A 20,142-nucleotide genomic window follows, 5' to 3' on the forward strand; every position below is an offset into this window, starting at 1 on the left:
CAATGACCGAGCAGGAACTCCACCCCGACGAGCATCACTGTCACCCACACGATCATGGCGACAAGATACCCAAGGATGGAGGCTACGATAGCGTTCCGGAAGGTTACCCCGGCGCGGTCTATACCTGTCCCATGCACCCTGAGGTGCGCCAGACCCATCCAGGCTCGTGTCCAATTTGCGGTATGGGACTGGAGCTCGAATCCGCGACGATGGTGGGTGAGGGGCCGAACCCGGAGCTTGTCGATTTCACACGGCGCTTTTGGGTCGGAACGGTTCTCACGATGCCGTTGCTTCTCCTTACAATGGGACCTTTACTCGGGTTTTCGGGCGTTCGCGAGTTCTTGGGTGAACGCGCCACCCTGTGGATCGAACTCCTTTTGGGCACGCCGGTGGTCCTGTGGTGCAGTTGGCCTTTCCTGGTTCGCGGCTGGAATTCGTTCCGAACGATGAACCTCAACATGTTCTCGCTTATCGGCATGGGTGTGATCGCGGCCTATGCGTTCAGCGTGGTTGCCGTGATTTCGCCCGCCATCTTTCCAGACGGCTTCCGCGATGCCGACGGCCATGTCGGTGTCTATTTCGAAGCTGCGGCGGTCATCGTGACGCTGGTCCTGCTGGGACAGGTCATGGAACTCCGCGCACGTGAGGGTACAGGCAGGGCCATCCGCGCGCTTCTCGACCTTGCTGCGAAGACCGCGCATGTCATGCGAGAGGATGGCCGCGAAGAGGAGATTCCGCTCGAACACGTCCATGTCGGCGACCGCTTGCGCGTTCGCCCAGGGGAAAAGGTGCCGGTAGATGGCGACGTGGTCGATGGTCGATCGTCTGTCGACGAGAGCATGATTACGGGCGAACCAGTCCCGGTCGAGAAGGTTGCTGGTGATCACGTCACTGGGGCCACCATTAACGGCACCGGCAGCCTCGTTATCGAAGCCAGGCGTGTTGGGGCGGACACCATGCTCTCGCAAATCGTCGAGATGGTTGCAGTTGCGCAGCGTTCGCGCGCGCCGATCCAGAAGTATGCGGACAAGGTCGCAGGCTGGTTCGTGCCGGTTGTGATCGGCATAGCCGTGCTCGCTTTCATCGCTTGGGCCATCTGGGGACCTGAGCCTACACTCGCCTATGCATTGGTCGCCGCTGTTGCCGTGTTGATCATTGCCTGTCCCTGCGCGCTTGGCCTGGCCACTCCCATGTCGATCATGACCGCCACCGGCAGAGGGGCGCAGGCTGGCGTGCTGATCAAGAACGCCGAAGCGCTTGAGCGGTTCGAGAAGATCGACACTTTGATGGTGGACAAGACCGGCACGCTTACCGAGGGCAAGCCGAAGCTTGTGGCCGTCCTGCCCCATCCGGGGAGGGAAGAGGGAGAAGTCTTGCGGGTAGCCGCGTCGCTCGAACGAGGCTCCGAACACCCCTTGGCAGAAGCTATCGTCAATGGCGCCGAGGAGCGAGGCATCGCCTTGGTCGAGGCAAGGGAGTTCGAGGCGGTCACCGGCAAGGGTGTGAAAGGCCACGTCGATGGGCACATGGTCGCGCTCGGCAACAAGGCGATGATCGAGGACCTCGGCCTCGCCGCCGGGGATCTGGTCGAAAAGGCCAACCAGCGCCGGGACGAAGGCGAGACGGTCATGTTCGTAGCCATCGATGGCGCGATTGCCGGACTCGTCAGCGTAGCCGACCCGGTCAAGGAAACCACGCCTGATGCGCTCAAGGCGCTGCACGCGCTTGGCCTGCGCATTATCATGGCGACGGGCGACAATGAACGTACGGCCAAGGCTGTTGCCGCCCGGCTTGGCATCGACGAAATCCGCGCGGACGTCCTGCCCGAAGACAAAGCCCGCATCATTCGCGAATTGCAGGATGGAGGAGCGAGGGTGGCCATGGCAGGCGACGGTGTGAATGATGCACCCGCACTGGCGCAGGCCGATGTCGGTATCGCCATGGGCACCGGTGCGGACGTCGCCATCGAAAGCGCCGGCATAACTCTGGTGAGGGGCAATCTTGACGGGATCGTGCGTGCGCGACGACTTGCCCAGGCGACCATGCGCAACATCCGGCAGAACCTGTTCTTTGCACTGATCTACAATGCTGCAGGCGTGCCGATTGCCGCCGGGGTGCTTTATCCGGTCATGGGCATGCTCATCAGTCCGATGGTTGCTGCCTTTGCAATGAGCGCGTCTTCGATCTCCGTGGTCCTCAACTCCTTGCGCTTGCGAACGGCAAGGCTGTGACGGAGGCGCACCAAAACCACACCGACGGTCAGCATTGACACGGTGGATCGGCAGAAAGGGAAGCATACCGCCCGGCGGCGCTGTCGCCATGGGCACCGGGGGTTGATCGGCGCGGCCTGCGCGAGTTCCTCGGCCCGCTGCAGGTCTCGGTCCCGGTGTCCAGGCTCGCCAAGTGGAAGACGACCTTCCAGGTGGTCGCGCTGGGCTCGCTCATCCTGGGCGAGGGGCTGCCGCAATGGACCACCACGGTCGGCGCGATCGAGGCCAATGTCCCCCACACGGTGGGCCTCACCACGCTCTGGGCGGCGGCGGTGCTGACGGTGGTGACCGGCTGGTTCGACGGCGAGAAAGAGCGCGCGGATTTTAGCGCACGCGCCGCTGTAGGAAATGTCGGAGTGGGGCCGAAAGCGGCCTGTCCGCTTTTAGTCGGATTAGGCACACAAGCGCGCGTTCAGCTCGCGATGAATAGCCTGCCACAAAACCCACGTTCCTAGACCGGATGAGTCTTGCGGTTTGATGCGCCCACCTTCTGTGAAGTCCTAGAGAACTAGCTGCCTATCCCATCAAATCGTGATCGACGAAGGTCTTGGTGAGCATTGCCTGCAGCAAAGGGGGAAGGCTCTTGTATGCGACGGGTATTCCGACCGCGCGTCCGCCGGGGAGAAGGTGGACCAGACGCGTTCTTATGCGAGCAATACCGTCGGCGTCACTCGATATCGAGAAAGCGGTTAGAGCCCAACCGAGCGCAGAGATTTGGTCCGAACCAATCCTTTCGATTTCGCATGCGTCGGCATGCACGGCATCCAAGTCGCCCTGAAGAATGTGATTTACCAACCGAATGGATAGCCATCGCGCCAAATGAGGATCGCGAGGGCTTAGCGATATGGCTTGATCGATAGCCGAGAGACTTTCCGCCAGTTCTCCCTTCGCGGTGTGAAATCCAGCACGCACGGCATGAGTTCGGGCCATCCCCGGCGCCAGATGAAGCGCGCGCGCGATATGCAACGCTCCGGCATCCATTTGACCGAGAGAACCGAGCATGGTTGCCAGTGCCACCCGTGCCATCGGGTCTTCGCCATCCAAAGCAACCGCGCATTCTGCCTCCGTCAGCATCGCAGTGCGGCAGGCTTCCGTTTGGTCGCCCTCATTCATAGAATTCCAATGAACGAACGCCAGCGCGGCGTGCGCTCGCGCAAAATCCGGAGCCCCGGCTATCGCCCGCTCGAGATATAAGCGGGCTCGCGGAAAATCCGGTTGCATGGTTTCAACCCCGAGGCTCACTCCCCGGTGGTAAGCCTCCCACGTCGTAAGGTGCGAGGGCATCTTGAGCGCAGCGCGGGCCGCCTCCTCCTTGGGAATGGCAATTTCCGTACGGTTGACGATCTGATGAATCAGTTCATCGCGGATCTCATGGACCTCTTCCTCGGCCACCCGGAAGTTTTCCGACCATACGATCCCTTCGTCTTCAGTCCGCAGCAATTCGACGTAAATTCGCACTCCCCTTGGAGCGCGTTCGACCGTCCCGTTCAAGGCATAAGAAACGCCCAAATCCGCCCGCAAATCGCCGAGCGGCGTTTCGCTGCCGGCGTAGCGGAAAGCCGTGCCGCGCGCGATCACTCTGAGCGAGCGCAACTTGACCAACGCACTTGTAATGTCGTCGGGTAAACCGGTCGCGATCTGCGAATCCGAACCTGCCGTGCCAAGCGTACGAAACGGAAGGATTACGATCGTCGGAGGGGCTGTTTGCGGAGCGTTGCTATCGATTGCAGTAGAGGCAACCGATGGAGGTGCAACTCCTTCAACTGTGACCCGTCCTACAAACCTGGCCCCCTTGCCATACGCCGTCTGTATGAATCGCCGATCGCGCGCAGTGTCCCCAAGAACCTTGCGCAGGAGCCCAATGCGTTTGGTGATGGCGTCCTCGGACACCAGTGATCGTTCCCACAGGGCTTCGGCCATTTCGTCGCGGGTAACCACACGGTCGCGATGGTCGATCAGAAGGGCCAGCATTTCCAGCACCCGCGGCTGCGCGGGAACTGCCTCGCCATCGCGCAATAGGCAAAGCCTGTCGGGGTCGAAAAGGTATTTAGCAAAACGGTAGCTCGGCATGGCTTCGGCATATGTCAGCGCGGACCGATTGTCAGCGAATTCCGAATTGTTCCGAATTCATTCCCAAAAAATTAGTGACTTCGGCCTAGCCCCAAATGGCAGAGCCCTGAGGGCGCAAAGACTCTGGGATGGAAAAACCATGTTTTCGAAGCACTGGATGTCGTGAGCGACAGGTGCAACGCCTATCGCTTCCGTGCTTGTCCAGTCCGGCCGGACGTGCCGGGCAGAGCGGTCTTTCGACACGGACGGCGGTTCGGCAATCCCTACCAGACCCGAGCCATTCTCGCGGAGGGCGTGCAACCCTCTTCTCGAATTCAATCAAAAGCTTCCAGGACCAAGAACGAGATGATCATCCCCAAGGCCCGTTCGCGTAACATCCCTCCGGCGAAGCTGTCTTGCAGCGGAGCGAAGCTGCTTGCGACAACTTGTCTTACGAGTCTCGCACTCGCCATCCCGGTTCAAGTTCAGGCACAGGAATGTACGCCGCTCCCGGAATATCCAACCACGGACCAGACCCACAGCGTCGACCCGGATGGCGTTTACACTGGATCGGGCTGGAACGGCGGAAGCAGGGACTTCGACGGCGGCGATGGCGGTAATGGGGCCGAGGGTCCTTCGATCACGGTCGTCAACTGTGGGACCGTAAATGGATTCCGCTATATCGATGCGAGTTCCTTTGGCGGCCATGGCGGCGGCGGAGCAAATGCGGCCTGGCCCAAGGAACCCGGTGCCGGTGGGCGTGGCGGAGATGGCGGAACCGTCATCGTTGAAAATCTCGCGGACGGCAAGATCGTCGGCTGGGACAAGGGACTCTATGCCCACAGCAGGGGCGGCGACGGCGGCAATGGCGGCGGCGCCGCCACGTTCGGCAGCGGCGCCGACGGCGGTAACGGCGGCAATGGCGGCGATGTGTACGTCATCAATCTGGGCACGATAGAGACCCTCTTCGACAAGGGGGCTGGCATGTTCGGCCTGACCGAGGGCGGCACCGCTGGCTACGGCGGCTCTGGCGGTTGGTTCGACGGCAAGGGCGGCACCGGTGGCGCAGGCGGAAACTCGGGTTCCGATGTGACCGGTCAAAACGAGGGCACGATCACCACCATCGGTTCCAAGAGCCACGGCATGGCCATGCACAGCGTCGGCGGAAACGGCGGCTATGGCGGCCGCACTGTCGGTTTGTTCTTCGCGATGGGCGGCGATGGCGGCCCTGGCGGTATCGGCGGCACGATCTTTGTCGCCAACAGCGGCTCGATCACCACCACCGGCTATAATGCCAAGGGCATCGACGCGCTTTCGCAGGGCGGCGGCGGCGGCGACGGCGGCAGTGCCTATGCGGTCGGCCCCGTGTTCGGCGTCGCGATCGGCGGCTCGGGCGGATACGGCGGCGATTCCGGTGTCGTCGAAGTCTTCAATACCGGTTCGATTTCGACCGACGGCACGGGCGCGATGGGAATCAGCGCGAAGTCGATCGCGGGCGGCGGTGGCGACGGCGGTTCGGCCTATGCCGTGGCGGTCGCCCCCAATATCGCCTTCACCTTCGCGATGGGTGGCAGCGGCGGGCGCGGCGGCGATGCGGACCTCGCCTATGTCGATAACGATACCGGCGGCACCATTATCACCGGTTCCAGCGCAAGCGACGACATGGAACTGACCGACGGGGCACAGTTGCCGGGCAACTTCGCAACCGGCATCCTTGCGCAGTCGGTCGGCGGCGGTGGCGGCAATGCCCACACCGCTTTCACCGTCTCGGCGTCTGCAGGAGAGGATGTCAGCCTTTCCGCCAATGTCGCAATCGGTGGCAGCGGCGGCGACGGCGGCCACGGCGGCGAGGCCCAGGTCTATAACTTCGGCTCGATTACCACCCACGGGATGATGGCGAGCGGGATCCAGGCCCAGTCGATCGGCGGAGGTGGCGGCAATGGCGGTCATACCTGGGCGCTCGACGCTGCGGTCGGCGCATTTTCCGGTACCATGTCGATCAATCTGGCTGGTTCGGCAGGTGGGGGCGGCGACGGCGGGGAAGTCTACACTTCGGTCTCGGGTGACATCACAACAGTCGGCCAGATGTCGAACGGCGTCCACGCACAGTCAGTCGGCGGCGGCGGCGGGTCCGGCGGAAATGTCGTCTCGACAACTGGTTCGGTTGGCGAGAATAGTCTCAACCTCGGCGTGTCGCTGGGCGGAAGCGGCAGCAGCGGCGGCCACGGCGGTTCACTTTTCTCCGAACTGACCGAGACTGGGACGATCGCAACCCACGGCGATTTTTCGGCCGGCATCCTGGCCCAATCGACCGGCGGTGGTGGCGGCAATGGCGGCTCGATCCACAGCTATGCTCTCGCGCTCCAAAATGGTGAAGGGATGGCCGCGAGTGCCAAGGTCGATGTTGGCGGCAGCGGAGGCGCTGGCGGAACCGGCGGAAATATCACACAGAACATTGACGGCACCATCAAGACCTACGGCGTCATGTCGGTGGGTGCGGCCGCGCATTCGATCGGCGGCGGCGGCGGCAATGGCGGGCACATCTTTGCGCTGAACGTCTCCGCCTCGCTCGACACGGGTATCAGCGAGACCGAGGGCCGCGTGGTCCAGGCCAGCGTCAATGTCGGCGGAAGTGGCGGCACGGGCGCCGATGGCGGCGACATCACGGCCAATTTCGGCGGTAACATCACCACCGAGGAAGCTCTTTCCAAGGGTCTCCTGCTCCAGTCGATCGGCGGCGGTGGGGGCAATGGCGGGAACGTCCACAGCTACAGCTTCGCCACCTCGATGCCGCGTTCGCTCGGTGGATTAGGCAATCGCGTTTTAGGCGAGATCACCAGCTATTTCGGGGAAACCTTCGACACCAAGACTAACCTGAACATCACCGTCGATGTCGGCGGCTCGGGCGGGACAGGCGGCGTCGGTGGCACTGTCCAGGCGTTGCTAGATGGCGGCTCGATCACGACCAATGGCCACTTCGCCTCCGGTATCTCCGCCCAATCGATCGGCGGCGGGGGCGGCAATGGCGGCTCCGCGGTTGCCAACGGGTTCATGGGGTTGAGCACGGTCGGCGTTGCAGTGGCCGTTGGTGGTTCGGGCGGCACTGGCGGCACGGGCGGCGACGTCACCATCAAGGCGGCCGAGAATGGTAACCTCACCGTAGTCTCGACCGCTGGCGACCACAGCTACGGCGTCCACGCCCAGTCGATCGGCGGCGGCGGCGGCACGGGCGGTGCGACCGGCTCCAAGAAGGTCGGGATTTACGGCCTCACCGGCCTCAATCTCGCCCTCGGCGTCGGTGGAAACGGCGGAATCGGCAACACTGGCGGCAACATCCTCGTGCGCGACATCACCGCCCTGACGTCGGGTTCCAACGCCCACGGTGTCTTTGTCCAATCGATCGGCGGGGGCGGCGGCGACGGTGGTGCCTCGGACGGTGACGGGGTCCTCCAAGTCAAGCTCGGCGGCGACGGCGGCGATGGCAACCACGGCGGCACGGTTGACGTGCAGTGGGCTCGTGCGCAGACCTCGGGTACCGGTGCCTTCGGCATCCTGGCCCAGTCGATCGGCGGCGGCGGCGGTAGCGCCGGCGTTGCCAGCGATGCTTCGTGGCACAATTGGGTCGACGATCTCGGCAAGGCGATCGCTACCGGTGTCGGTTTCGACGTGGCCGGCGGCGCAGGCAATGGCGGCGATGTCAATGTCGGCTGTGCCAGTATTGCAGTCTCCTCGACCGAAAGCTGTTCGGTCACGGTCGAGACGACCGGCGATGGTGCGGTCGGCATCCTTGCCCAGTCGATCGGCGGCGGCGGCGGCACGTTCCACATGACGAAGACGATCAACGGCACTTTCAGCGTCACGCTGCAGGATTCGACCGTCAACCAGGGTGCGAGCGGGCACGTTCGTATCACCGATCATATCGACGGCCAGTCTTATGTCTCGACGCAGGGTGACGGCGCGATCGGAATTTTCGCCCAATCGCTTGATTCGGGCGGTGGCGCACTGTTCTTCGATCATACCCCAGACGTCGTGAACTCTGACTTCGATACCGCGAGCACCACCAATGCCAATGGCGGCGTCCTCGTCGATCTCTACGGCAGCGTGACGACGAGCGGCGACTACGCGAGCGCGATCCATGGCCAGTCGCTCAGCAACGCCTTCACGATGCTGACCCCCGAAGGATACACAATCTACGGGCACGCAACGAAGTTCGACACGAACAACAATGCGGCCAACTTCGTCACGCTGCGCGGTGGCGCGACGGTCTCGACGTCGGGCGCGCATTCGCACGGCATCCTCTTGGAAACAGCCTCGGGCAAGGCAGCGGGCAACGAGAACGACCAAAGCCTTTCGCAGAACGAGACCAGCTATGGCTACGACCGTGCGCAGACGATCGATGTCGCCGGCAATCTGTCGGTGTCGGGCGAAGGGTCCTGGGGCATCTACGCCGCCAACCGCTTCGGCAGTGGTTCGATAGCTGACGGCCAATACACGACCCACGTGATCCTCGAGGATGGCGGTGCGATCACGGCGTTGGCTGCCGGTCCGGGCACCGGGGGCGGCATCTATATCGAAGACGACGGCAATGTCCTCGTCGACATCCTTGGGACCATCGATGCCGGCGGCGGCATAGCACTCGATATCGATGCGGGCGGCAGTGCCGAGGCGTTCATCGGTGGCTTTGTCAACGGGTCTGTCGAACTCGCCCTGGACGACGATAGCAGCGGCACGCTCAGACTCGTCAACGAGGGTACAATCACTCGCACGGTCGTGATGATTAGCCAGAATGGCAGCATTTCGCTCGATTCCACCTCCGGATCTATTGGCACCGACACGGAGAGCTGGGCAATCATCGTCGACACCAAGGATGCCGAGCTCGACCTCGGTGCTGTGACGGGCAGGATCATCGGCATCGGCTCGGCCGTAGGGTCGCTGACCTCGCATGGCACAATCAATGGCGCGATTTCGGGCGCCTTCGACTACAAGTTCGGTTCGCCCGTTGCTGCGCATATTCTCAATGTTTCGATGTCGGGCGGCGAGTCCGACTACATCGACGTCAACAGCTACGAGATCGGCGGCCCCGCCGAGGGCGTGACGATCAACCTTGTGTCGCTGCCGACGAGCGCCTGGAGCGCCCAAGACATCATCACAGTCGCCAACGGCATGGGTACCAGTGGCAGCGCCGAGCAATTGTTCGGGCTCAGGACAGCAACGCTGGCAACGAACTTCGACGTGTCCATGTCATTCAACGGCTCTGGCAGCGCGACCGCTCGGCTCGAGGGGGTCGATATCGACTTCACCCGCTCTGGCCTGACCGACAACCTGCTGGACGTCGCGGGTGTCGCCAATGCGCAGATCGCCGCGATTGCCGATCCGACGGCGTCGTCTCCGACCGACGACACTTTGCTCAAGTACCTCCTAATGGGGGCGAACGAGACTAATCTGCAGCACCTCGCAGACGAGATGACGCTGATCGAGCCGACGCTCCACTACGGCGCGCTCCAGTCAGATGCGAATGCGCAACAAGCCGCACTCAATGATCTTCAGAGTTGTGGCGGAACCACCAGGGCCTCGGTTAACCCGATCGTTCAGGGCGAGTGCTACTGGGGTAAATATATCTGGCGCGACAACGAGCATCTCGGCGGCGCGCACAAGGACCGCGCGTCGGGCCTAGCCGTCGGTGGACAGTTCGCTGTCGGCGAGCGTCTGCACCTAGGCCTCTCCGGCCTTTACGAGGACACGCGCTACAGGAGCGCCACGGCGTTGAGCGAAGGCACGCGTGTCGGAATCGGCACGATCCTAAAGTACAACACCGATCGCAATTTCGCATCGCTATCGCTCATGGGGTCCTATAGCTGGGCCGACGGCACGCGCACCTTCACCATGACGGAAGAGCTGGGCGGCGAAACGCTGACCGCGATCTCCGAGCACGAGTCGATGGTCTTCACCGCGCGTTTGCGCGGCGGTCGGTTCTTCGACCTCGGCGCCATCGACGTCACGCCGCTGTTCGATGCAGACCTCTCCGTGTTGCACAACTTCGGCTACACCGAAGAAGGCGCGGGGAGCATGAACGTTCGGGTCGGTCCGTCGACAAACACGGTGTTCGACCTCCGTCCCGCGGTCCAGATCGGCAAGCATATTGCACTCGGCGATGTCGGGGTGCGTCTCTTTGGCGAGCTGGGCTATCGCGTCCGCTTCGGCGATTTGCACCTCCATGCCGGTCTCGCGGAAGGCTATGACACCGACTATCTCGCCAAAGTCACTTCGCACCGCGAGGACACCTTGCCAACATATGGGCTCGGTATGATTCTCGATCTGTCGAATAAGCTCGAGATGCGCCTCAGCTACGATCTCGAAGAAGGCGGCCAGGACAAGCTGGAGAAGTTCAGCGCCAAGATGGCATTCAAGTTCTGAATACACTTGGGGAGCCGCGAAGGCCGGCGCCCCGTTCCCACAGGGGAATGACACGATGAAATGGCGTCACGGTTTCGTTTCTCTCTCGGTGTTCATTTCGGTGGCGGCCGCTGCCGCCGGCGGGTTCAGCATGAGCCTGTCGCGCACTCAGAACATGGAGGGGACGGAAGTCCCCGAAGTGGTGATCGTCGTCGACCGGAATGCATCGAGCCTCAATCGACAGTCGGTCCAGGCTGCGATCACGCGTACTCTTGGATCGGCGGGCGTTCGTCCGGAACTAATCGAACTCCAATCGGTCGCTACGTCCGCCATGAATATGGCCAACGACAAACAGGAGGGTATAGAGAGGATCTGTTATGTGTCTTGGTGTTCGCGCGTGTACTTGGCGGGCACATCGAGATAAGACGCCTGTACTATCCGCCGAACGTCGCCGCGCGGTGTTCCCCCACCCGCTCTCCTTCAGGCCGATTTTGACGAGCATGAGTTCGATTATCGTTTCGCGCTGAGTGTCAGCTCTTCGGAAGTCGGCAGGCGCATAAAGAATTGCCCAATTACGAGCGTCACCACCAAATAGGCCGCCGCCACGGTGAGCGCAGCGGGGAGGCCGAGCCAGTCGGACAGCGCGCCCCAAAACCACGATCCAGCGGCCAAAGCGGCAAATGTGGCCGTCTGGTAGATGGATAGGCTTCGACCGATCATCTCGCTCGGCGCGAAGAGCTGCATCGTGACGTTGAGCGAGGCGAACACCAGCACCCAGGCGCTGCCGCCGATAAACACTGCCGGCAGAGCTTCCCAAATGGTGTCTGCACGCGCAATCAGAGCGAGCGCGGCGGCAAATCCGAGCGTACCAACCATGACCACGGTTTCGCTGCCGAAACGCTTACGCAAACCGCCGACAAACAACGCCATTGCGACCGCGCCGATAGCGAACAATCCCAGCAGCATACCGAATTCAACCTCGTCGCCCTGCAGATGGTGGCGAACTATCACCGGGGCGAGCGCGGAATAGGAGGTAGCCCCGAAGCCGAAGAGCATGACTCGGGCCATTACCCGACGGATCGGCTGATCAGACAGGCAACGGCGCAGTCCCGAGCCGATAGCTGAGAACAGCGGTGTACGGATCATCGCGTCCTGCCGACGCTTCCAGCGCAGCAACACCGCGACCATACCGAGATAGCTGGCGGCATTTATCGCGAAGGCCAGCGCCACGCTCGAGAATGCGATCAGCAGCCCGCCAATGGCGGGTCCGGCGGTCCGAGCAACGTTGAAAGCGACCGTATTGAGCGCGATCGCCTGCGGAAGATCCTTCAGTCCCACCTCGCCGCGGAGCGCCGCGCGCCAAGCCGGCGAGTTCAGCGCAGTGCCGATACCCACCAAGAGCGTAAGAGCCAGCAAGCGAAGCGGTGTCAGCATGTCGCTGAATGCCAGCAGCGCCAGCAACGAAGTCGTGGTCAACATGCCCATTTGCGCAGTCAACATGACCCGGCGTCGGTCGCAATTGTCGGCAATAGCCCCGGCGATCATCCCGAAGCCCATGATCCCCGTAGCCACCGAGGCCTGTACCATGGCGATCATCATATGCGACTGAGTTAACTCGGTCATAAGCCAGGCTGCGGCGATCGCCTGAATGGAGCCGCCCACATTGGAAAAGAGATTGGCCAGCCAAATCGAACGAAAGGTGCGGTATCTCAGCGGCGCGAGCGCCGAGCTTACCGACCCCGGAATTTGGCCACTAACGCCAGTCGCCATCGTGTTGCTCCCTTGCCCATGCGACGTCCGAGCCGATCCCGTCACTTTCGCACCACGCTCGTCGTCGACTCTCGGAACCGCTAGTCCGCTTGCCGAAAGTGGCTATTCATTCAAAGCGTTTGCTTAGCCGGAAAAAGTTGATCGTTCTTAGCCTCGGCAGCAAAATCGAGACAGCGGGTGTCGTCGATGAGTGTTCTGGAGGATGAAGGCTGGCGATATGCGTGACCCGGCCAACGACAAGATGGGAAAACTGCCCTATTGCGAAAATCTAATCGAGGTTGAGTAATCGCACGATGGCAACTTTCGTACTCGTCCATGGCGCATGGCACGGCGGTTGGTGCTGGCGCGAGGTGCGTGCGGGTCTCGAAGAGCACGGTCACCGGACCTTCGCCCCCACCATGACTGGCCTTGGGGAGCGGAAGCACCTCCTATCGCCCGACATCTCGATCGATATCCTCGTAAAGGACCTGGTCAATGTCTTGGAGTATGAGCGGCTAGAAGAGGTCGTGCTGGTCGGCCATAGCTTCGGCGGAGCAGTCCTTCCCGGTGTCGCCGAATGCGCGCGTGGGCGTATTGCTAAGCTCGTCTTTCTCGACGCTGCTGTTCTGGAAGACGGGGAAAGCATTTTCGCCATGGTGGACCCAGAAATCGTCGAAGAAAGGATGCGCGCCGCCAAGATTCGGCACGACGGCCTCGCCATTCCCCTTCCTACGCAGGCAGACCTGGGCATCACGGATGATCAACTCTGGAACGAGATCGAAGGGTTGCTCACACCACATCCCATTGCGACATACGAGTCTCCGATACGATTGTCCGGGAAGCCGGGGGCCGGCATGAAGTGCGAGTATATACAATGCACGTCCCCAGAGTACGCCCCGCTGGCTTGGGCAAGAGAGCGAGCGCGCAGCTATGGCTGGCCGACGCGCGACATCGCCACGGGCCATGATGCGATGCTCACTGCTCCGTCGGTCTTGGTAGAAATGCTCCTTGCTTCGGCCCGCGAATTCGCGACGAGATAGCCGATGGGCGGAGCGACGAGAGGGGCAATCTCGACGGGATCGTGCGTGCGCGACGACTTGCCCAGGCGACCATGCGCAACATCCGGCAGAACCTGTTCTTTGCACTGATCTACAATGCTGCAGGCGTGCCGATTGCCGCCGGGGTGCTTTATCCGGTCATGGGCATGCTCATCAGTCCGATGGTTGCTGCCTTTGCAATGAGCGCGTCTTCGATCTCCGTGGTCCTCAACTCCCTGCGCTTGCGAACGGCAAGGCTGTGACGGAGCGCACCAAAACCACGCCGATGGTCAGCATTGACACGGTGGATCGGCAGAAAGGGAAGCATACCGCCCGGCGGCGCTGTCGCCATGGGCACCGGGGGCTGATCGGCGCGGTCTGCGCGAGTTCCTCGGCCCGCTGCAGGTCTCGATCCCGGTGTCCAGGCCCGCCAAGTGGAAGACGACCTTCCAGATGGTCGCGCTGGGCTCGCTCATCCTGGGCGAGGGGCTGCCGCACTGGACCACAATGGTCGGCGGCATCGAGGCCAATGTCCCGCACACGGTGGGCCTCACCACGCTCTGGGCGGCGGCGGTGCTGACGGTGGTGACGGGCTGGGACTATTTGCGCGTCGGCCTCAAGCACATGGATTAGGATTCGCCCTCGGCCAGTCCGTAGACATGGACCGGGTGTTACACGGTCCAAGCGGGAAAAACGCGAGGGCGCGAAAGGGACGCGTTGGGCTGGTTCGACGGCGAGAAAGAGCGCGCGGATTTTAGCGTGGCGAGGGCGTGTAGGAAATGACCGGATTGGGGGGGGAAGAGACTGTCAGGATTTGGCGGACCGAAAGGCCTAAGCCGGCATGAGATGCAGGGATGTCCCGCAGCTGGGCTGAAGCTCCGGCACAAGAAGACACAACTCGCTATGCAGAATCTAACTTTCCGTTGAAGATGTGTGAACTTTCCGCCAATCTCTTTGCCTTGGATTGTGGTGTCTCTTGAGACTAAATACTTTGGGGATCAGAGAAATATTATCGCAAAATCGATGACTCAGAATGACGGCGTTGCGACTTGCCTTTGGTCGATCGATATCGCCTAGAATAGGCTGCTGAGAGACCGATGAAAATGTCGAGGAGTTCGCATGACTGCATTGGATTTTGAAGCGAGCCTAAATGGTCTAGACAAAGAGGCTGTCCGAAAGGCGCTTCTCCAACACAACTACTTGCCACGGCAGCACGACCACAAGGAAGAGCTCCCACCGATTTTCAATTCTAACCTTTTCACGCCTGAGATCGTCGCCAAGCTGATCGAAATTAAGGCTCGTTGGAAGGGGGGGTATGATTTGTTGCCCTTCCGAAGGACGCGGCATCCCAACATCCCTCGGATGATGGGTATCCCTCATCCCAGGGCCTATGCTGAGCTCGTGACCGTCATCGCCGAACATTGGAATGAAATCTCACAAGTTTGTCAGAGCCCTAATTCGCAATTGGAGTTCGGTCTGCATGACGATGGACGAATCGTCGTGCATCGATACGACCATGTTTCGGCAGATGGAGAAATCGAAGATCAGGACCCCCTGACCGATTTTGGGAAAAACTACCTGTACTCAATCGCGACGATTGGATCACAGATATAAACCTATTCCTCGGCGTCGATGACGAGGCGGTCGCGGACGAAGGGGGCGCGCGTGCGAAACTAAAATTCAGGCAACTGAAGTTGATCATCGATAAAGCCGTTGCACTGAGCAAAGAGTTTCCCGACGGCAGTGTCATAAAGTACGCGTTCTCGGCAATCATTGAGATCGGCATCGTGAATGAAGGGATAGGCGCGGACGATGAAGCAGCCGAGAGGTACTTTGAAGATGCGCTGCTCCGTTACGCATATTACTTTCCAACTATTATTCCTCTGATCCAACGATGGCTGCCTCGAGTGGCCTCCGCCGACCCCCGCGTCGAACAGCGGGTGGAGAGCAGGGTGCTCAAGCTGCTGGACAGGTCCTTCGCCCTTGCTCAATCAGACAATATTGTCTGGTGCATATACTACCTATTGCAGTTGAGTGCTCAGGCCCAAGAAGACCTTCCTGAACGCTGTCTGGAAACGAATGATCCTGTGGTTGTTCTCATGGGATATGTATACGCGAAGAAGCGCAAGCGTCCCCTTCGGGTATTTTCAGACTGGGCGACTAGATTCAAAGACGAACTCAAGGAAGGGCGGCTAACTGAGTATGACGTGGACCGTGTCTGGCTTCCGCTTTACCAGTTGTTCTTTGATGGCGTCATTGAGGAACCGCCATACGTAATGGGGGACGACAACAGCGTTTTCACTGCCTTGAAGGAAGGCGGTGTCTCATTCATAGACTTCGATCATGAAGACTTCGGGCGCCGCGCCTCCAATTACGCTGCGAAGATCTTTGGGGATCTACCTTTCAAGATGAGCATCCCCATTCAGCCCGGCTGAGGCCCGTTCCGGCTAACCCGCGCGCAATTCCTCGGCCAGCAGCTCGAAATCATCGCGGCGGGGCGAGTTCTTGCGCCAGATCAGCGCGATTTCGCGGGTGGCGGTCTTGCTCTTGAGCGGGCGTGCGACGACTTCGGTGCCGTCGAGAATGCCCGCGTCGACCGCCATCTTGGGCAGCATGGTCAGGCCGAGGTCGTTGTCGACCATCTGCACCAGCGTGTGCAGGCTGGTGCCGATCATCGTCGCGCTGGCGCGCAGTTCGGGGCGGTTGCAGGCGGCGAGCGCGTGGTCCTTGAGGCAGTGCCCGTCCTCGAGCAGCAGCAGCCGGCCCTCGTCGATCATGCTCGGCGGGATCACGTCGGGCGGATCGCGCGGGTCGTCCTTGGGGAAGGCGACATAGAGCTCGTCGTCCGCGATATGCGCCTTCTCGACCTCGCCGGTGGCGAAGGGCAGGGCGAGCAGCACGCAGTCGACGCGCCCGTGCTGGAGCGATTCGACCGCGTCGTGGCTGGTCTCCTCGCGCAGGAAAAGCTCGAGTTCGGGCCGTTCTTTGCGCAGCCGCGGCAGGAAGCGCGGGATCAGGAATGGGGCGATCGTCGGAATCACGCTCATCCGCAGCTGGCCGGCGAGCGGCTTGCCCGCGGCCTGGACGAGATCGGCCAGTTCCTCCGCCTCGCGCAGGATGCGATGTGCCTTCTCGACCACCTGGTTGCCGAGCGCGGTGAAGCGGACGACGCGGCGGCTGCGTTCGACCAGCGTCACGCCGAGCAGCGATTCGAGCTCGCGGATCCCGGCGCTCAGCGTCGATTGCGAGACGAAGCTCGCCTCCGCCGCGCGGCCGAAATGGCCGTGCTCGTGCAGCGCGACGAGATATTGCAGCTGCTTGAGCGTGGGGAGGTAGGTGCTCACGCGGGGCCTATTCCGCCGCCTGCGCCTGGACCATGCCCGCGTGGAGATCGTCGACATGGGTCATCAGCAGGCGCCCGTCCTTGACCGCAAAGGCGAGCCGCCCCTCGACCAGTTCGAGCGCATCCTTGCCGAAGACGTCGTAGCGCCAGCCTTCGAGGATCTTGAGGTCGCGCACGCCTGCGGCGAGCGCTTCCATCTCGTCGGCCTTGGTCAGCAGCCGCGCGGCGACGTCGATTTCGCGCGCGCGAATCTTGAGCAGCAGCTTGAGCAGGTCGGCGACCAGCGCGCCTTCCTTGCCCAGCGGTGCGCCGCGCTGCGGCTTCTCGGGCATTTCGCCCTTGGGCAGCGGCTCGGCCTTGTCGAGCACCTTCATCAGGCGCTTGCCGATGTCGTTGTCCTTCCAGGCGTTCGACAGGCCGCGCACCTTGGCGAGATCGGCCTGCTTCTTGGGCGGGTGGCTGGCGATGTCGGCCAGCGTCTCGTCGCGCATGATGCGGCCGCGCGGGATGTTCTTGTGCTGCGCCTCGCTCTCGCGCCAGGCGGCGAGGGCCTTCAGACGCCCGAGCACCGCGGGATTGCGCCCGGGCGAGCGGATCCGCTGCCACGCGCTGCCGGCATCGTTGGCGTAATTGTCCGGGTCGGCGAGCTTGTCCATCTCGGCATCGAGCCAGGCGCCGCGGCCGGTCTTGATCAGCTTCTTGAGGATGCGCGGGAAGATGTCGGCGAGGTGGGTGACGTCGCCGATCGCATATTCGATCTGCCGCTCGGTCAGCGGGCGGCGGCTCCAGTCGGTGAAGCGCGCGCCCTTGTCGATCGTCAGGCCGAGCCAGCTTTCGACGAGATTGGCATAGCCGATCTGTTCGGACTGGCTGATCGCCATCATCGCGATCTGCGTGTCGAAGATCGGGTGCGGCGTCTTGCCGGTGAAATTGTAGACGATCTCGACGTCCTGGCCGCCCGCGTGGAAGACCTTGAGCACGTCCTCATTGTCGCACAGCAGGTCCCACAACGGCTTGAGGTCGATGCCGTCGGCCAGCGGATCGATCGCCGCGGCTTCCTCCTCATTGCCGATCTGCACCAGGCAGAGTTCGGGCCAATAGGTGTTCTCGCGCATGAATTCGGTGTCGACGCAGACGAATTCGCTCTGGGCCAGCCGCTCGCACAATTCCGCCAGCGGTTCGATCTCGGTAATCAGCTCGTGTATTTTCATCGTATCTTTTCGTTTCTGTCGGGCGGAGTACCGCCCACGGGCCGGCGAGGCCCCAATTCAACCGGGCGCGAGTGAACTTGACAAAAGTCCGTCCGTGCCCTGTTAGCGCGCGCGATTCCTGCTAGAGGAGCGCGACGCTCGCGCCCCTAGCGTCATAGCTCCGAAAATGGAAAGATTTTAGATGCACGCCTATCGTACCCACACCTGCGCACAGCTGACCAAGGAAAACGTCGGCGAAACCGTTCGCCTGTCGGGCTGGGTGCACAACAAGCGCGACCATGGCGGTGTGCTGTTCGTCGACCTGCGCGACCATTACGGGATCACGCAGATCGTGGCGGACGAGGACAGCGCGGCGCTGCCGGTCCTCGACAAGATCAAGCTGGAATCGGTCGTCACGATCGACGGTGTGGTCAAGGCGCGCGCCGACGTGGCGGTGAACACGAACCTGCCGACCGGCGAGATCGAGGTCTTCGCACGCGAAGTGAGCGTCCAGAGCCGCGCCGAAGAACTGCCGCTGATCGTCAATTCGGCGGAGGACTATCCCGAGGAAACGCGCCTCAAGTACCGCTTCGTCGACCTGCGCCGCGAGCGCGTGCACGCCAACATCATGCTGCGCAACAAGGTCATCACCTCGCTGCGCCGCCGCATGACCGACCAGGGTTTCAGCGAGTTCCAGACCCCGATCCTCGGTGCCTCGAGCCCCGAGGGCGCGCGCGACTATCTCGTACCGAGCCGCCTCCATCCGGGGCGCTTCTACGCGCTCCCGCAGGCGCCGCAGATGTTCAAGCAGCTGCTGATGGTGGCCGGCTTCGACCGCTATTTCCAGATCGCGCCCTGCTTCCGCGACGAGGATTTGCGCGCCGACCGCAGCCCCGAATTCTACCAGCTCGACTTCGAGATGAGCTTCGTCACGCAGGAAGACGTCTTCCAGGCGATCGAACCCGTGCTCGCAGGCGTGTTCGAGGAGTTCTCGGGCGGCAAGACCGTCACCCCGGCGGGCGAGTTCCCGCGCATTCCCTATGCCGAGTCGATGCTGAAGTACGGCACCGACAAGCCCGACCTGCGCAACCCGCTGATCATCAGCGACGTAACCGAGCATTTCACCACTTCGGGCTTCGGCCTGTTCGAGAAGATCGTCGGTTCGGGCGGTCGCGTGCGCGTGGTCCCGGCACCAGACACGCATGAGAAGAGCCGCAAGTTCTTCGACGAGATGAACGACTGGGCGCGCCGCGAAGGTTTCGCCGGTCTCGGCTACGTCACCCGCAAGGGCGGCGAATTCGGCGGCCCTATCGCCAAGAACCACGGCACCGAAGGCATGGAGAAGCTCTATGCCGAACTGGGTCTGGGCGAGAACGACGGCCTGTTCTTCGCCGCGGGCAAGGAAAAGGACGCTGCCAAGCTGGCCGGTGCCGCGCGCACCCGCGTCGCCGAGGAACTGGGCCTGATCGAAGAGGGCTGCTTCAAGTTCTGCTGGATCGTCGACTTCCCGATGTTCGAATACGACGAAGAGCTCAAGAAGGTCGATTTCAGCCACAACCCCTTCTCGATGCCGCAGGGCGAGATGGAAGCGCTGGAAACGCAGGACCCGCTCGACATCAAGGCGTGGCAGTACGACATCGTCTGCAACGGCTACGAGCTCAGCTCGGGTGCGATCCGGAACCACCGCCCGGACATCATGTACAAGGTCTTCGAGATCGCCGGCTACAGCCAGGCCGATGTCGACGAGAACTTCTCGGGCATGATCGAGGCGTTCAAGCTGGGCGCGCCGCCGCATGGCGGCTCGGCCCCGGGGATCGACCGCATCGTGATGCTGCTGGCCGACGAGCCCAACATTCGCGAAGTGATCGCCTTCCCGCTCAACCAGAAGGCGCAGGACCTGATGATGGGCGCACCCAGCCTCGTCAGCCCGCGCCAGCTGCGCGACGTGCATATTCGTACCGTCGACGCACCCAAGCCCGAAGGCGCCCAGGCGACTCGCGTCGACCAGGCGGGCGACTGACGGACCCTACCAATTCTGGCCGGGCTTCCCATATTCGGTCCGGTCAGTGGCACTTGCCTAAGGCCGCGCCGTTCATTAGGGCGACAGGCAA

Annotated in this window: 11 protein-coding genes and 3 pseudogenes; 10 read left to right on the forward strand and 4 right to left on the reverse strand. The window is 62.1% G+C overall.

Annotated elements, in window-relative coordinates; all coding sequences use genetic code 11:
• Nucleotides 1–2 precede the first annotated feature (2 nt).
• Nucleotides 3–2,231: a copper-transporting P-type ATPase gene (locus K3181_RS13175; RefSeq protein WP_221603591.1), complete on the forward strand. Its 2,229-nt coding sequence runs from the start codon at nt 3–5 to the stop codon at nt 2,229–2,231.
• A 113-nt stretch (nt 2,232–2,344) separates the two neighbouring features.
• A pseudogene (locus K3181_RS13180) lies at nt 2,345–2,566 on the forward strand (CDP-alcohol phosphatidyltransferase class-I family protein); the annotation flags it as partial.
• Nucleotides 2,567–2,786: 220 nt separating this feature from the next.
• On the opposite strand, the gene K3181_RS13185 reads toward K3181_RS13180, so the two are convergent.
• Entirely contained in the window at nt 2,787–4,340 is a 1,554-nt protein-coding gene (locus K3181_RS13185) for a winged helix-turn-helix domain-containing protein (RefSeq protein ID WP_221603592.1), read from the reverse strand.
• 345 nt (nt 4,341–4,685) lie between these two features.
• Between K3181_RS13185 and K3181_RS13190 the strand changes: the two genes are divergently transcribed.
• Nucleotides 4,686–10,733, forward strand: a complete 6,048-nt coding sequence (locus K3181_RS13190; RefSeq protein ID WP_221603593.1) for an autotransporter outer membrane beta-barrel domain-containing protein — start codon at nt 4,686–4,688, stop codon at nt 10,731–10,733.
• A gap of 55 nt (nt 10,734–10,788) precedes the next feature.
• The gene (locus K3181_RS13195; RefSeq protein WP_221603594.1) at nt 10,789–11,136 is read left to right on the forward strand and encodes a hypothetical protein; all 348 of its coding nucleotides are present in this window, start codon (nt 10,789–10,791) and stop codon (nt 11,134–11,136) included.
• A gap of 86 nt (nt 11,137–11,222) precedes the next feature.
• Here K3181_RS13195 and K3181_RS13200 read toward each other — a convergent pair whose 3' ends face one another.
• Nucleotides 11,223–12,482, reverse strand: coding sequence for an MFS transporter (locus tag K3181_RS13200; protein ID WP_221603595.1), 1,260 nt, complete (start codon nt 12,480–12,482; stop codon nt 11,223–11,225).
• 293 nt (nt 12,483–12,775) lie between these two features.
• On the opposite strand from K3181_RS13200, the gene K3181_RS13205 reads away from it, so the two are divergent.
• The 5 genes and pseudogenes from K3181_RS13205 to K3181_RS13225 all read left to right on the forward strand — a co-directional run bounded on the left by K3181_RS13205 (nt 12,776) and on the right by K3181_RS13225 (nt 15,933).
• Entirely contained in the window at nt 12,776–13,501 is a 726-nt protein-coding gene (locus tag K3181_RS13205) for an alpha/beta fold hydrolase (protein WP_221603596.1), read from the forward strand.
• A 20-nt stretch (nt 13,502–13,521) separates the two neighbouring features.
• Nucleotides 13,522–13,761 (forward strand): annotated as a pseudogene (locus tag K3181_RS13210) (heavy metal translocating P-type ATPase); the annotation flags it as partial.
• 112 nt (nt 13,762–13,873) lie between these two features.
• Nucleotides 13,874–14,131, forward strand: a pseudogene (locus tag K3181_RS13215) (CDP-alcohol phosphatidyltransferase family protein); the annotation flags it as partial.
• Nucleotides 14,132–14,617: 486 nt separating this feature from the next.
• Entirely contained in the window at nt 14,618–15,112 is a 495-nt protein-coding gene (locus tag K3181_RS13220; protein WP_221603597.1) for a hypothetical protein, read from the forward strand.
• Nucleotides 15,113–15,192: 80 nt separating this feature from the next.
• Nucleotides 15,193–15,933 (forward strand): hypothetical protein, encoded by a 741-nt coding sequence (locus tag K3181_RS13225; RefSeq protein WP_221603598.1) that lies wholly within the window; start codon nt 15,193–15,195, stop codon nt 15,931–15,933.
• 12 nt (nt 15,934–15,945) lie between these two features.
• Here the strand turns inward: K3181_RS13225 and K3181_RS13230 are convergent, their stop codons facing one another.
• A complete protein-coding gene (locus K3181_RS13230) occupies nt 15,946–16,842 on the reverse strand; it encodes a LysR substrate-binding domain-containing protein (RefSeq protein ID WP_221603599.1) in 897 nt (298 codons plus the stop codon).
• A gap of 7 nt (nt 16,843–16,849) precedes the next feature.
• Nucleotides 16,850–18,052, reverse strand: a complete 1,203-nt coding sequence (gene rnd, locus K3181_RS13235; protein ID WP_221603600.1) for a ribonuclease D — start codon at nt 18,050–18,052, stop codon at nt 16,850–16,852.
• 181 nt (nt 18,053–18,233) lie between these two features.
• On the opposite strand from rnd, the gene aspS reads away from it, so the two are divergent.
• Nucleotides 18,234–20,051, forward strand: a complete 1,818-nt coding sequence (gene aspS, locus K3181_RS13240) for an aspartate--tRNA ligase (RefSeq protein WP_221603601.1) — start codon at nt 18,234–18,236, stop codon at nt 20,049–20,051.
• Nucleotides 20,052–20,142 lie beyond the last annotated feature (91 nt).

This window comes from Qipengyuania mesophila, from assembly GCF_019711655.1.
Classification (GTDB): Bacteria; Pseudomonadota; Alphaproteobacteria; order Sphingomonadales; family Sphingomonadaceae; genus Qipengyuania; species Qipengyuania mesophila.

Coding starts and splice junctions, on each gene's coding strand:
- K3181_RS13195 (WP_221603594.1), top strand. CDS start 10,789: ATGAAATGGCGTCACGGTTTCGTTTCTCTCTCGGTGTTCATTTCGGTG.
- K3181_RS13220 (WP_221603597.1), top strand. CDS start 14,618: ATGACTGCATTGGATTTTGAAGCGAGCCTAAATGGTCTAGACAAAGAG.
- rnd (WP_221603600.1), bottom strand. CDS start 18,052: ATGAAAATACACGAGCTGATTACCGAGATCGAACCGCTGGCGGAATTG.
- K3181_RS13205 (WP_221603596.1), top strand. CDS start 12,776: ATGGCAACTTTCGTACTCGTCCATGGCGCATGGCACGGCGGTTGGTGC.
- K3181_RS13175 (WP_221603591.1), top strand. CDS start 3: ATGACCGAGCAGGAACTCCACCCCGACGAGCATCACTGTCACCCACAC.
- K3181_RS13185 (WP_221603592.1), bottom strand. CDS start 4,340: ATGCCGAGCTACCGTTTTGCTAAATACCTTTTCGACCCCGACAGGCTT.
- K3181_RS13200 (WP_221603595.1), bottom strand. CDS start 12,482: ATGGCGACTGGCGTTAGTGGCCAAATTCCGGGGTCGGTAAGCTCGGCG.
- aspS (WP_221603601.1), top strand. CDS start 18,234: ATGCACGCCTATCGTACCCACACCTGCGCACAGCTGACCAAGGAAAAC.
- K3181_RS13190 (WP_221603593.1), top strand. CDS start 4,686: ATGATCATCCCCAAGGCCCGTTCGCGTAACATCCCTCCGGCGAAGCTG.